Below are 14,232 nucleotides of genomic sequence, written 5' to 3'. Positions count from 1 at the left end.
AGAAGTCTTGTAAGCACTTTGTAAGATATGAATGTTATATTAAATGTAAAGAGGTGATAGATATGTTAAAAGTAGAAAATTTAAAAAGATATTATAAAACAAATGACGTGGAAGTAAGAGCTCTTGACGGAGTATCTTTCGATGTGGAAAAAGGAGAATTTATTTCTATAATTGGAGCAAGCGGATCTGGTAAATCAACCCTATTACATTTATTAGGAGGACTCGATTATCCTACAAGCGGAAAAGTTTTAATTGATGATACCGACATTTATGCATTGAAAGATGATGAGAGAACCATTTTTAGGAGAAGAAATATTGGTTTTGTCTTTCAAGCATATAATCTTTTGCCCATGCTAAATGTATATGAGAATATAATTATTCCCTTTGGTCTTGATGGGGACAAAGTAGATAAGAAATATGTTGATTCCGTAATAGATATACTTGAAATAAGTGATCAAAAAAATAAAATGCCAAATGAATTATCAGGTGGACAGCAACAAAGGGTTGCCATAGCAAGAGCCTTGGTTACCAAACCATCTTTAATTCTAGCTGACGAACCTACAGGAAATTTAGATTCAAAATCATCTTCCCAAGTTGTTTATTTACTAAAAAAGATTAATAAAGAGCTTGGAAATACTATTCTTATGATTACTCACGATGATGCCGTCGCTCAAGCTGCAGAAAAAACTTTAAGGATAGAAGATGGAAGGCTGGTGGAAAATAATGAAAGTCAAAAATAAAGCTTATATAGCACGTCTGTCAAAAAGTATTTTAAATGCAAATAAAAGTAGGAGAAATATTCTCTTATTAGCAATTGCTTTGACTTCTATACTATTTACAAGTCTGTTTTCCGTAGCCATAGGTTTAGGAAAAAGCATGGAAACTCAAACGATGAAAACTATTGGCACAATCAGCCATGGCTCTTTTAAAGAACTTTCTGACAAAGACATAAGTATTTTATCCAAGGATAAAGACATAAAGGAATTTTCAATAAGAGAGAAAGTTGGAATACTTGATGATGAAAAAGTGACTGCGGAACTATCCTATATGGACAAAAAAGGATTTGAATGGTCTCTAATAGAAAAAGTTAAGGGGGAGTTTCCAGAAAAAGATAACCAAGTATTTATAGATTTAGCAACTGCTAAAAAATTAGGTTATAAAGGAGAAATTGGTGAAGAGATAGAAGTTCCTTTCAATATTGAAAAACCTTACACAGGTGAAATTATAGAAAAGAAAATAGGAACATTTATTATATCTGGAACCTTTCAAAATCCTATTGACTCAAATGTTGGTGTAGGACAAATCTATTTATCAAAAGCTTATGTAGATAAATTATCCCTTCCAGAAAATAATAATGACGTGGAAGTAATGCTAAAGAATTCCTTTATGATAAGGGATAAACTTTTAAAAATTGCAGAGAGAAATGGTTATAAAGTGGTAGATGACCCTGGAAATCTATCCGACAAAGAAATAAGGATTGGTGTTAACTTTGCATATCTTTTATCTGGTGATAGTAGTTTTGATTTTAAAACATTTCTACCCTTCTTAGCTTTTTTGATTTTGGTAATAGTCGCAGGCTACTTAATAATAAACAATATTTTTAAGATATCCGTAAATGAAGATATTAAACTTCTGGGCCTTTTAAAAACAATTGGAATGACAAAGCCACAAATCAAAAAACTTGTTCATCTAGAGTCTTTAGCAGTCGCACTTCCAGCAATAATAGTTGGAGATATAGTAGGGATTTCTATTGGAAAAGTTATTTTAAATAAAATATTTGCAAATAATGAGATGTTAACGGATGTAAAATTATCACTCATGGTAATAATCTTAATTATCTTATTTTCGACAGCCTTCACTTTGCTTACAGTATTTCTATCAGTTATGAGACCTGCAAGGTATGCGGCAAAAGTTTCTCCAATAGATGCCAGCAGATACAATGAGACCACGATAAAAAAGAAATATAAAAGCGAGGATATTTCTCTAGGAAAGCTTGCTAGAAGGCAAGTATTTTCCAATAAATTTAGATTTATTTCAATTATTCTATCTATGAGTCTATCCGCTGTTATTTTAAACAGTGTTTTAACTTATACTGGTAATATTGATCTAGAAAAGGGAATTTCTGATGTAATTGTAACGGACTATAATATAGCAAGCCCAAAATATTTTAGGTATATGTACTCAGGAAGTGAGGACGGTATCAAGGATAATTTCATTGATGAAATAGAAAATCAAAAGGGATTTAAAGCTGGGGGAGCTTTATACTACTATGGTTATGAATACGATTATCCAGATATAAAAATAGAAGATAATAAAGTTGCTCCAATATTATTAGGAATAGATGATTATTTAATAAACAAACAAAAATTTATAGATGTAGAATTTGATAAAGACAAATGGAAAACAGGAAATTATGTTATCATAGGAGAATATGGAGATAAAAAATCTGCATTTAAAGCTGGTGATAAAATAAAAATCAATGTTAATAATAAGGTCAAAGAAGTCCAAGTTATGGGGAAAGTTGAATATAATTTTTCAAATGGTCTTAGATATTTCACTGTAATTAAGGAAGATATAAATGACGAATCTAGTCCTACTTTAAGTTTGGAATACATCTATATGAAGCCGAATGAGTATAAAGAGCTCACAGGAGATAAGAGTATAATGTCCTATGGATTTGATGTAGAGGATAGTGAAAAGGAAAACTTTGATAATCTATTAAAAACTTTTGAAAATGAGCCAGACTTTTCCTACGATTCAAGGGATCTTCAGATCAAATCTACAATGGAATTCAAAAGCCTAATAGAATTTGCTGGATATAGTTTGTCTATAGTATTGTTCTTAATATCGGTGCTTAACTTTATTAACGTTATTGCTACTGAAATACTACGAAACATGGTGAACTTATCAATCCTTGAAGCAATTGGAATGACAAAGAAAAATATTAAAAAATATTTAGTGAAAAAGAATTTGATTTATTCTTTATGTGGCTTAATATTTTCTTTTCTCATTATGCTTCTTGTAGATAAATTTATCTTGATGGATTTTATGGAACAGACTCAGTGGACTTCTTATAAATTTGTAATTCTGCCACTTATACTTGTAAACTCAGTAAATATAATTATTGGGATAATATTTACAGGTAGGTTCTATAAAAAGCATAGCAATAACAGTCTTGTAGATAGAATAAGAAGTTTAGAATAACAATTTTTATGTTAACCAGAAATAAAAAAGGCTGTGAGTATTAAAACTCATAGCCTTTTATCTTGCCACCTAAAGACTTTCTAAATCAATTTTTCTAAAATCCATAATTCAATGAGCCTTCCGATTCTAATTTTCTTCTGTCAAAATTTTTAATATTTCCGAATAAATATTTTCTGCATTCTTTTTAAAGTTTGCAGAAATTTTTTTTGCCATTATTTTATCTGATGTTTCAATTTTTAAGTCTAAAATATCTATTTCGTCGTCTTTTATTTTTAGATTGGCGTAGTTTGCACCCTTTTCTTCAAAAGTTTCTGCTAAAACTGAATTTTTTAGGACTAGTTCGTGGCCATAAATTTCTATTTTTTCGTCTAAAAATTTTATGTTTTCTTCAGGAATTTGTTCATAAAAAATATTTAGGGTATTAACTCCATCTTCTGATAGATAATATTTTTTGTCGCCGTCAAAAAGGACTAGACCTGTTGATTCTAATTCTTTTAAATACTGTTTGAAGTAAAAGTAATTAAAAAGCTCTATATCTAGTACAAAATAGGAAAGGTCATTTTCCTTTAGCTTATGGTTGAAATTATCTATAATGTATAGAATTAATAATTTATTTAATGCAAGTTCAAAGGAACTTTTTTCCATAGTATCACCTTCTTTTAAATTATACCAAAGCTAGGGCTCTATTATCAATTAAAGATGAATTTTTGCCATTTTTTGATATAATGTATTTGGAGGAATTATGGAAAGACAAATTTTATTTTCTCGTCAAGAGATAAAGGAAAAAGTAGAAAGTCTGGGCAAAAAAATTACAGAAGACTTCGACGATAATTTCGTAGTCATTTCTCTTTTAAGGGGTAGCTTTATTTTTGCAGCAGATTTAGTTAGAGAGATTGATAAATTAATTGAGATAGATTTTCTCACAACTTCATCCTATGGACATAGTGAATCTTCTAGTGGAGAAGTGAGATTTTTAACAGAACTTAGAACAAATATAGAGGGAAGAGATGTTCTTGTTGTTGATGATATTTTAGACACAGGTAACACTCTTTATGCAGTGAAGGAAAAACTTTTAAGTTATAAGCCAAAATCCTTAAAGACTTGTGTCCTTTTAGATAAGCCTTCAAGAAGAGAAGCAGATGTATCTGCTGATTATGTTGGCTTTGAAATTGATGATATTTTTATTGTTGGCTATGGTTTAAATTATGGCGATTACTACAGAAATGTGCCATACATTTACACTTATAAGGAAAAAAATGAGACGATATAAAAAGAAAAATTTAAATGTCATGAGTGTAAACACCTTGACTCTTGTCCTAGCAATAATTTTTTTAACTATTGGTTTTAATATTCAAGAGAAATACAGCTTTTGGGGTACTTTTATAACGGAAATTTTTATAATTTTACTTCCTGCAATTTTTATTTCTTCAACGGGAAATATTAAAGAGGTTTTAAAAGTAAAAAGGATTTCTTTTGAAAATATTTTAAAGGCTATTATCCTTGTGATTTTGGCTTACCCTCTTATTTTGCTTTTAAATGGAATTTTCTTGTCCCTTCTTTCAAATTTTATTGAATACAAAAATTTTCCAATGGAATTAATGCTACAAAATGTTCCAATTTTTAATTATTTAATATTTATGTGCCTTGTGCCTGCAATTTGCGAAGAAGTTTTCTTTAGAGGAACCTTAACTAATGCCTATAATGTCTATGGAGAAAAATTTGCCATTATCGTATCGGCTCTTGTTTTCGCCCTATTTCACTTTGACATACAAAATTTTATAGCCCCCTTCTTGTTGGGACTTTTGTTTTCAACTTTAATAGAAGTTACTGGTTCTATTATTCCGGCTATTGTGGCTCACTTTGTTAATAATGTCATTGCAGTTTTGACGGCAAGATATGTAAATGAAAGGCTCTTTGAATTTTTGAGAAAGACAAAACTTTCTCGTGAAATTGGATCCCTTGAGCTTTCAATTATAATTTTATTAATTGTAGTTTCAATTTTTTCTGTGATTTTAATTAGATTAATTCTTAAAAATTTGAAGAAGGAAAATAATGAGGATGTGGAAATAAAAATTAGATATAGAGATGTTGAGGGCATAGATTTATTTAACTTTGTGCCAATAATTGCCCTTGTGATTTTGTATTTCATCTATCACTACATTGTTTTTTAGGAGGTAGGATATGGATAAGATAAGAGAAGCAGCTGATTTAATTTTAAAATCAAAAAAAGTTTTTGCCCTAACTGGCGCAGGAATTTCTACAGATTCAGGCATACCTGATTTTAGATCTTCCTCTGGCTATTATTCCAAAATGGACCCCATGCTTGCCCTTTCCAAGGATAGACTAATAAATCATCCAGAAATTTTTTATAAGGAAGGTTATAAAATTTTAGAGGACTTAAATGATCAAGAACCTAATGAAGGACACAAGGCACTGGCAAAAATGGAAGAGGAAGGATTTCTTTCTGGAATTATTACACAAAACATCGATAATCTTCACGCCAAGGCTGGCTCAAAAAATATTTACGAAGTTCATGGGGAAACTCGTGGCACTCACTGCATGAAATGTGGACATGAATATCCCTTTGCTATAATGCGTGAAAAAGTTGAAAAGGGAGAAATTCCACCTAAGTGCGATAAATGCGGCGGCACAATTCGTCCAAATGTTGTAATGTTTGGCGACATGATGCCTGACGATTTTGAAAGGGGAGCAAGAGAGCTTGATGACACAGACACACTAATAGTTGTCGGCTCATCACTTACAGTTTCTCCAGTAAACTTTTTGCCAAATTATGTTGATCACTTGATTATAATAAATAACGACCCTACGCCAATGGATAGGAGAGCAGATGTAGTTATTCACGAAAATTCTTCACTTGTCTTACAAGAAATTTTAAAGGAGCTTGAAAAAAGATCATGATGTATGGAGATTTCGCTTATTTTTACGACAAGCTCATGTACGATCTTGACTACGAGAAAATTTATAAATTTATAAAAGAGGTTCTAGGGAAAAAGTCTCTAGAACCTGAATTAATTTTAGAGATGGCTTGTGGCACAGGTGGACTGACAGAGAAATTGGCAAGAGACTACAAAATTCATGCCTTTGATTTGTCTGATGACATGTTAAGTGTTTGTGAAAATAAAATAAGAAGCAAAAATTTAAAATTATTTAAACAAAATATGGTTGGATTTTCTGCACCAGCATCTTATGATGCAATATTTTCCGTTGGCGACAGTCTAAATTATGTAACTGATGTTAAAGATTTTGAAGCTGCAATAAAATCTTCCTACGATCACTTAAAAGATGGAGGAATTTTTATTTTTGACCTAAATACAGAATACAAATTTAAAAATATTCCTCCAGTTACTGTAGACGAAGTGGAAGATGTTTTATACCTTTGGGAAAATATTTACGATGAAGAGAAAAAATTAAACACCTACGGAGTTAATTTTTTTAGAAATATTAAGGACAATGACTATAAAAGATTTTACGAAGAACATTTAGAAAGGGCATATGACCTATCCTTCGTGAAAAATTTATTGGAAAAAACAGGATTTAAAGATATAGAAGTTTATGACGATTACGAATTTAAAGAAGTAAGGGATGAAACTTCTAGGTACACATTTATCACAAGGAGGTAAATTTGGGATATATTTTAAGAGCAATAGATGAGACTGAAACTATAAAAATTTCTGCAGCAATTACTACAGATGTAGTGGAAGAGGCTGCTAAAATTCATAAATTATCAAAAACTACAAGTGCTGCCCTAGGTAGAGTTTTAACTGCAGCAGCAATTATTGGTTCCTGGCAAAAAAATGAGAAGGACTCCATAACTCTTTCCATTAATGGCAATGGACCTGCGGGAAAAATTGTTGCAACTTGTAAAAATGATGGTTATGTAAAGGGTTATGTTACAAATCCTATGGCTGATCTTCCAACAAGAGAAACTGATGGAAAAATTGATGTTGCAGGAATTGTTGGCGAGGGAAATTTAATTCTTGTAATGGATACGGGCATGAAAAAGCCCTACACTGGCACAGTAAATCTTACGACTGGAGAAATTGCAGAAGACTTGGCTGTATATTTTCTTCAATCAGATCAAGTTCCATCAGCTGTTGGTCTGGGAGTTTTAGTTGATGTGGACTATTCAATAAAAGCTGCTGGTGGATTTATTATTCAACTAATGCCTGATGCCACAGAAGAGCAAATTTCTAAACTTGAAGAAAATTTAAAGGGCCTTCCAAGTGTAACATCTATTTTAGATGAATATCACGACGCAGAAAAATTAATTGAAATTCTCATGAAGGACATTAATTTTAAAATTCTTGAAAAGAGAGAAGTAAGCTACAAATGTAATTGTTCTCGTGAAAAAGTTGAAGATGCAATTATTTCAGTTGGTCCAAGGGAAATTGAAGAAATCCTTAAAGAAGATAAGAAGGCTGAAGTTAGCTGTTACTTCTGCGACAAGGTTTATGATTTTGACGAAAAAGATCTAGAGAGAATGTTAAAAAAAGCAGAGGACATAAATAAAAATAGAAAAGTTATTATAGAGGATAATTTTTAAGAAAAGTAAAAATTTACAAAAAAAAGATAGGTGAGGACCTATCTTTTTTCATGCTTAAATATTTTTAAAAACTTTTTCCATTGGCTTTAATACTACAAGTACAATTACAGATGAAACTGCAATTTGAATTATGTTGCCTGGAATTGATGCAAGTGGTGTTACAAAGGATGAAAGTATAAAAACTTCTCCAATGTAGTAAACCAAAACTTTTACTATTGCAACTAAGACAAAGGAAATTAATAAATTTTTTAAATTTAAGTGTTTGTAATTAAATTTGTTTAGTATGTAACCCATGATGAGTGCAGATATAACTGTCATAGGAGACCACATTGCCCAGCCACTTGTTAAATCAAAAATTCCCATTCCAAGTGCTCCTGCTGTCATACCAATTCTTTTGTCAAGAAATATTGCAGCTAAAAAGAAGGGAACATTGCCAAGGTGGATGAGTCCTCCATTAGGTGCAAAGGGAAGCTGAATTTTTACAAGCCATGTAAAAACAAAAACAAGTGCAATAAAAAGTGATGTGATAACTAAGTCTTTTACCTTATATTCTTTCATGTTTTCTCCTTTTTATTTTATTTATTACATAATAGCATTTTTCTCGTCATAATAAAAGAAAAAAAAGGTCGACAATGCGACCTTTTTTTAAAAATACTTATAATATGTTTAAAAATCTTTAATTTCAAAAATTTTAAATAATAAATGCACCACGGCTATCTACTTCAAGTGGCAAGAGTAAATATTTACCATTTAATTCCTCTAATTTATTTTTAATAAATTTTTCTGAATCTTTATCCCTTTTATCTAATAAAATCATAATAGTTGAACCTGATCCACTTAAATATTGGGCAATAGCAGGGCTCTCGTCAATAATTTTTTCTATTTCATCTATTTCTGGAATTTCTTTAAACCTATAAGGCTCATGAATTTTATCTTTTAGGGCAATTTTTATATTTTCTTTATCGCCAGATATAAGAGATAAAATCAAAAGACTGAGGTGAGAAATATTAAAGACAAAATCTTTTTTGCTGTAACTATCTGGCAGAGCTTTTCTTGCAAGTTCTGTGCTTAGTTTAAAGTCTGGAACAAGTGCTAAAAATTTTATCTTATCAGAAATTTTAAATTTTTCTACAAAGACTTTATCATCATCAAGAAGGGATGCAGTCGCTCCACCAAAAATTGCAGGTGAAACATTGTCTGGATGTCCTTCTAAATCTGTTGCAATTTTTAAAATTTCTTTTTTGTCTAGCGACCTATTCATGACATCAAAGGCAGCCATTATTCCAATAACTACGCAAGTTGCAGAAGATCCAAGACCACGGGACATAGGTATTTTTGATTCTAGTTTAAATTCCACTGGGACAATTTTTTCTTTGTAGACTTCAAAAGTGTGGGCATAAGCCTTATAAATCAAATTATTTTTTAAATTGTCCTTAAAATTTTCTATATCATCAGAAATTTTAAATTCTGAGGTATTATATAAGTTTAGGGCAAGTCCAAGACTATCAAAGCCTGGACCAAGATTGGCAGAAGTTGCAGGCACAGAGATTCTTTTAGGTCTCTTTGCAAATTCTAAGACTTCATTTTCAATTTCATCTTTATTAATTTTTGTCTTATGAATAATTTTTTTGTCCCTTAATTTTTTTATTTCAGAAGGAATTTTCACTCCAGAAATTTTATAAAGCTCATCAATATTTTCAAATTCATCTTGTGAAATATTTTCGCCAAGGGCAGATAAAACTGATGAAGAAAATTTGTAGGGACTGGCAGTAGATAAAATCACTGTATTTTTTAAACCCAGCTTATCTACTATATTTTTTGCCACGGCTGTGTGTGGGTCAATTAAATAATTATCTTCTCTAAAAGTTTTTTCTATAGTAGATTTTGTTTCCTCTTCAGAGGCATAACCGCATAAAAATTCACTAAAGTCATCCTTAAATTCAAAAATGTGCTTTTCAGCAAGCTCTTTCATTTTTTCTTTAACAAGTTCATCAGAGGACTTGTGATAAATTAGTCTTTCCAAATTGCTTGAAACTAAAATATCCATAGAAGGGGAGATAGTTTTTTTAAGCTCTCTATTGGCATCATAAGTCCCAGTTTTAAAGAAATCTGTTAAAACATTGTTAGAATTTGATGCGATTATGAGTTTCTCTACAGGAAGACCCATTTTTTTTGCGTAGTAGCCAGCTAAGATGTCGCCAAAGTTTCCAGTAGGCACGCAAAAAGAAATTTTATGGCCACAAGAAATTTTTTCTTCCCTTACTAAATCGGCATAGACATAGAAATAATAGACAATTTGTGGCAAAAGCCTGCCAATATTTATTGAATTGGCAGAGGAAAGATAAATATTTTTTTCTTTTAATTTCTCTTTTATGTCCTCATCATTAAAAATCTTTTTCACAGCAGCTTGGGCGTCATCAAAATTTCCGTCAATGGCAATAACTTTTGAATTTAGAGAATCAGTTGAAGTCATTTGCTTTTTTTGAATGGCAGAAACTCCCTCTGTTGGATATAAAACTAAAATGTCTATATTTTCTGTGTTGTAAAAACCTTCAAGGGCAGCCTTTCCAGTGTCGCCAGAAGTCGCAGTTAAAATCAAAGTCTTATCCTTTATGCCAAGAGATTTTTTTGCATAGGATAAAAGATTGGGAAGAAGGCAAAGGGCAAAGTCCTTAAAGGCAGAAGTTCTTCCGTGATAAAGTTCTAGATAAAAATCTTTTTTATAAGCTACTTTTGCAATTTCATCTTCAAAACTTGCGTAGGATTCTTCTATTATTTTTAAAAGTTCATGGCTGTCGAAGTCTGTCAAGTATAGGGATAAAATTTTGTGGGCAAGATCTGTGTATTTTAAATTTAAATTTTCACTTATGTCAAATTTTGGAAAGGATTCTGGCACAAAAAGTCCGCCGTCATGAGAGATTCCCCTTACAATTGCTTCTCTTGCCGATATTTTTAAATTGGAATTTCTAGTTGATAAAAACTTCATATTTCCTCCTCTATTTCTGCAAGAAAGACATCATCTAAGTTTTCTATTGCATGAAGAAGTTTTTTTAGACTGAGTTTTTTTGTAATTATATGATGATTTTCATCAAGAATTTTTTCTGATGAAATCAAATTTTTAAGTTCATCAGAAACTTTTTCACATCTTAGATAATATTTTTTTTCTAAATTATTTTCCACTGGATAGGAATTTTCAGCATTGTAAAAAGTTTTTATTTCTCTTTTTGCAAGAATTCTAAGAAGGTCACGCATAATTGCATCAGCTGTTTCAAGTTTTCCTGCACCAGGTCCCTTTAGTTCATATTTTTTAAAATTTTCGCCAAGGACTTTTATGGCATTTGTGCCTTCAAAAGTTTTTGCAAAAAAATCATCCTTTAAAAATGTAGGCATTACAGAAATATTAATCTTGCCATCACATAAAGATGACTTTCCAAGAAGTCTAATGGAATAACCCAAATCTTTTGCAAAATCAAAATCAGATTTTTTTACATTATTTATTCCAAAGGTAAAAATTTCATCTTCCTTAATTTTTGCATTGTAAATAAGAGAGGAGAGGATTCTAATTTTTCTCATGGCATCAAAGCCGCCAACATCAGCAGTGGGATCAGCTTCAGCGTAGCCAAGATCTTGTGCTTCTTTTAGGACGTCTTTATAAGATGAACCTTCTCTTTCCATTTTTGAGAGAATATAATTTGAAGTTCCATTTAAAATTCCTGAGATTTCAGAAATATCATTAAAGAAAACTTCTTCCATTAGAGGATGAATTATTGGAATTGCGCCAGCGACAGAAGCTTCATAAGAAAAATAAACTTCATTTTCACGAGCAAGCTCATTTAAGACTTCAAAATATTTTGAAACAACAGCCTTATTGGCAGTGACAATATTTTTTTTCGCCTTAATAAGTTTTACAATTCTCTCATAAGTTTCCTCTAGATTTGAAGTTACATCAATTACTGTGTCTACAGAAGAATTTAAGATTTCGTCAAAATTATCTGTGAAAATCAAAGTCTTGTCATGAGGATTTCTATCTTTATTTTTATTTTTTATTAAAATTCTTTCTATTTCTATATCAAAATTATTTTTCAGTAAATCTTTTCTTTTTTTGTACAAAATTTCTTCGACGCCTGTTCCCACAGTGCCAAAGCCCATTATTGCAATTTTCAAATTAAACCTCCAAAAGTTTTTTTGCTATTTGCACAGCATTTGTTGCAGCGCCCTTTCTAATATTATCAGCACAGGACCAAAGGTTGATGCCATTTTCTACAGTGAAGTCTCTTCTAATTCTTCCAACATAAACTTCATTTGTATCAGCAGACATTAGTGGCATTGGATAAATTTCATTAGCTGGATCATCTTTTAAAATCATGCCAGGATAATCAGCTATGATTTTTTTCACGTCTTCAATTTCAAAAGGCTTTTCCACTTCAACATTTATAGAAATGCTGTGAGAATTTCTTACAGGCACACGCACAGTTGTAGCTGTAACAAGTAAGGAATCATCGTGAAGAATTTTTTTAGTTTCGTTAATCATCTTCATTTCTTCCTTTGTGTAACCATTGTCCAAAAATACATCGATTTGTGGAATACAATTATTTACAATTGGATACTTATAAGCAAGATTTGTTCCCTTTTCAAGGTCAGAAATTCCTTTGATTCCAGAACCAGAAACAGATTGATAAGTTGAGTAGATAACTCTTTTAATTTTGTACTTGTCATGAATTGGTTTTAGAGGAAGGACTGATTGAATAGTTGAGCAATTTGGATTTGCAATAATTCCCTTATTATTTTTTATGTCCTCTGGGTTAATTTCTGGAACAACTAGAGGAACTTCTGGGTCCATTCTAAAGGCAGAGGAGTTGTCAACAACAGTTACACCAGCCTTTGCAGCAAGGGGAGCAAATTTTTCGCTGACAGATCCACCAGCAGAGAAGAGGGCAATTTTTATATCCCTACCATCAAAGGAATCTTCCTTTAATTCTTCAACAGTGTAATCTTTTCCACAGTAATTTATAATTTTTCCTGCAGATTTTTTTGAGCTAAACAAAAATAAATTGTCAATTGGGAAATTTTCCTCACTCAAAACCTTTAACATCATACTTCCAACAAGACCAGTTGCACCAACAACTGCTACATTAATTTTCTTCATCTTTTTCCTCCTTATAAAATTCTCTATAAATAGCTTCAATAGCTTTTTCAAAATCCTTAGTTTCAACGCCAATAATAATATTAATTTCACTAGAACCTTGGCTTATCATCTTTATGTTAATTCCATTTTTGGCAAGAGCAGTAAAGGTCCTTGAAGACACGCCCTTTTCATTTATCATGCCACGACCAACAACTGCAATAAGAGAGATATCACGCTCCCAACTAATATTATCAACATTTAAATAAATTTTTAATTCTTCAAGCACCTTATTTAACTTTGGTGAAATTTGAGAATCAGAAACAATGACAGAAACGGAATCAATGCTTGAAGGCATATGTTCAATGGAAATGTCATTAGATTCAAAAACAGTAGTTAGCTTTCTGAAAAAGTCCTTTTCAGTGTTCATATTTACCTTTTCAAGATTAATAACAGTGAAGTCCTTTTTGCCAGAAATTCCAGTTACAATATTTTTATTTCTAAAAGGACATTTAGAAACAATTAAAGTGCCTTCTTCATGAGGAGCATTAGTGTTTTTAATATTTATAGGAATATTTTTATCGCGAAGAGGGAAAATTGCCTCTTTGTGAAGAACTTTTGCACCCATGTAAGAAAGTTCACGAAGTTCCTTATAAGTAATAGTGCCAATGGGAGAGGAGTCCTTTACAATTTTAGGATCAGCAACTAAAAATCCAGACACATCAGTAAAGTTTTCATACATCTCTGCATCGAGGGCAGAAGCAATGACAGAGCCAGTGACATCAGAACCGCCCCTAGAAAAAGTATGGACCTTTCCAAATTCATCTAAACCATAAAAACCCGGCACAACAGCTCTATCGTGCTTAATAAGAATATTTTTTATGTTTTCACATGACTTGGAAAGGTCCAAAATGCCCTCGTTAAATACAATTAAATCCCTTGCATCAACAAAATCATAACCAATGTAATTTGCAAGGACTTGTGCGCTAATAAACTCACCACGACTAATTACAAAATCGTAGCTAGCGCCACTTTCAATTTCACTTTTGACATCTTCTAAAATTTTATCAATGTCAATATCCAAAAGAAGATCATCAACAATATTTTTAAAAACATTTTCGATGATCTTGTAAACTTCGTTAAAATTCAAATCGTGCGCACTTAGCTCGTGGCACATTGCGAGAAGGTCAGTAACCTTGTGATTGTTATTAACACCCTTTCCAGGCGCAGACACAACAATGTACTTTCTCGCAGAGTCTTCCTCAATAATTTCCTTAACTTTTTTCAGTTGAACAGCATCTGCCAGGGAGCTGCCACCAAATTTTGCGACTTTCATCTTTTT

Annotated in this window: 13 protein-coding genes; 7 read left to right on the top strand and 6 right to left on the bottom strand. The window is 31.5% G+C overall.

Going from position 1 to position 14,232, the window contains the following annotated elements; all coding sequences use genetic code 11:
- Window positions 1-62: 62 nt before the first annotated feature.
- Window positions 63-740, top strand: a complete 678-nt coding sequence (locus JOD41_RS04950) for an ABC transporter ATP-binding protein (RefSeq protein ID WP_205051844.1) — start codon at window positions 63-65, stop codon at window positions 738-740.
- Window positions 703-3,204 (top strand): FtsX-like permease family protein, encoded by a 2,502-nt coding sequence (locus JOD41_RS04945; protein ID WP_205051843.1) that lies wholly within the window; start codon window positions 703-705, stop codon window positions 3,202-3,204. The genes JOD41_RS04950 and JOD41_RS04945 overlap by 38 nt, the downstream gene beginning before the upstream one ends.
- 126 nt (window positions 3,205-3,330) lie before the next feature.
- On the opposite strand, the gene JOD41_RS04940 is transcribed toward JOD41_RS04945, so the two are convergent.
- Complete coding sequence (locus tag JOD41_RS04940; RefSeq protein WP_205051842.1) at window positions 3,331-3,849, bottom strand: DUF4364 family protein; 519 nt, start codon at window positions 3,847-3,849, stop codon at window positions 3,331-3,333.
- A gap of 97 nt (window positions 3,850-3,946) precedes the next feature.
- Between JOD41_RS04940 and hpt the strand changes: the two genes are divergently transcribed.
- From hpt to hslO, 5 genes are read left to right on the top strand one after another with little or no spacing between them, the layout of a single operon-like run.
- Window positions 3,947-4,474 (top strand): hypoxanthine phosphoribosyltransferase, encoded by a 528-nt coding sequence (hpt, locus tag JOD41_RS04935; RefSeq protein WP_205051841.1) that lies wholly within the window; start codon window positions 3,947-3,949, stop codon window positions 4,472-4,474.
- Window positions 4,461-5,375 (top strand): type II CAAX endopeptidase family protein, encoded by a 915-nt coding sequence (locus tag JOD41_RS04930; protein ID WP_205051840.1) that lies wholly within the window; start codon window positions 4,461-4,463, stop codon window positions 5,373-5,375. The genes hpt and JOD41_RS04930 overlap by 14 nt, the downstream gene beginning before the upstream one ends.
- A gap of 10 nt (window positions 5,376-5,385) precedes the next feature.
- Window positions 5,386-6,123 (top strand): SIR2 family NAD-dependent protein deacylase, encoded by a 738-nt coding sequence (locus tag JOD41_RS04925; RefSeq protein ID WP_205051839.1) that lies wholly within the window; start codon window positions 5,386-5,388, stop codon window positions 6,121-6,123.
- A complete protein-coding gene (locus JOD41_RS04920) occupies window positions 6,120-6,845 on the top strand; it encodes a class I SAM-dependent DNA methyltransferase (RefSeq protein WP_205051838.1) in 726 nt (241 codons plus the stop codon). The genes JOD41_RS04925 and JOD41_RS04920 overlap by 4 nt, the downstream gene beginning before the upstream one ends.
- Before the next feature lie 2 nt (window positions 6,846-6,847).
- Window positions 6,848-7,768, top strand: a complete 921-nt coding sequence (hslO, locus tag JOD41_RS04915) for an Hsp33 family molecular chaperone HslO (RefSeq protein WP_205051837.1) — start codon at window positions 6,848-6,850, stop codon at window positions 7,766-7,768.
- A gap of 54 nt (window positions 7,769-7,822) precedes the next feature.
- Here the strand turns inward: hslO and JOD41_RS04910 are convergent, their stop codons facing one another.
- From JOD41_RS04910 to JOD41_RS04890, 5 genes are all read right to left on the bottom strand, one after another.
- Window positions 7,823-8,326, bottom strand: coding sequence for an ECF transporter S component (locus JOD41_RS04910; RefSeq protein WP_205051836.1), 504 nt, complete (start codon window positions 8,324-8,326; stop codon window positions 7,823-7,825).
- A gap of 133 nt (window positions 8,327-8,459) precedes the next feature.
- Entirely contained in the window at window positions 8,460-10,754 is a 2,295-nt protein-coding gene (gene thrC / locus JOD41_RS04905; RefSeq protein ID WP_205051835.1) for a threonine synthase, read from the bottom strand.
- Window positions 10,751-11,932, bottom strand: coding sequence for a homoserine dehydrogenase (locus tag JOD41_RS04900; protein ID WP_205051834.1), 1,182 nt, complete (start codon window positions 11,930-11,932; stop codon window positions 10,751-10,753). Before JOD41_RS04900 ends, thrC begins: the two co-directional genes overlap by 4 nt.
- Window position 11,933: 1 nt before the next feature.
- Window positions 11,934-12,914 (bottom strand): aspartate-semialdehyde dehydrogenase, encoded by a 981-nt coding sequence (locus JOD41_RS04895; RefSeq protein WP_156700219.1) that lies wholly within the window; start codon window positions 12,912-12,914, stop codon window positions 11,934-11,936.
- Entirely contained in the window at window positions 12,901-14,226 is a 1,326-nt protein-coding gene (locus tag JOD41_RS04890) for an aspartate kinase (RefSeq protein WP_205051833.1), read from the bottom strand. Before JOD41_RS04890 ends, JOD41_RS04895 begins: the two co-directional genes overlap by 14 nt.
- Window positions 14,227-14,232 lie beyond the last annotated feature (6 nt).

It is taken from the genome of Peptoniphilus gorbachii (assembly GCF_016908115.1).
GTDB classification, from domain to species: domain Bacteria; phylum Bacillota; class Clostridia; order Tissierellales; family Peptoniphilaceae; genus Peptoniphilus_A; species Peptoniphilus_A gorbachii.
Note: the sequence above shows the minus strand (reverse complement) of the source record. Positions and strands in the feature narration are given on the sequence as shown.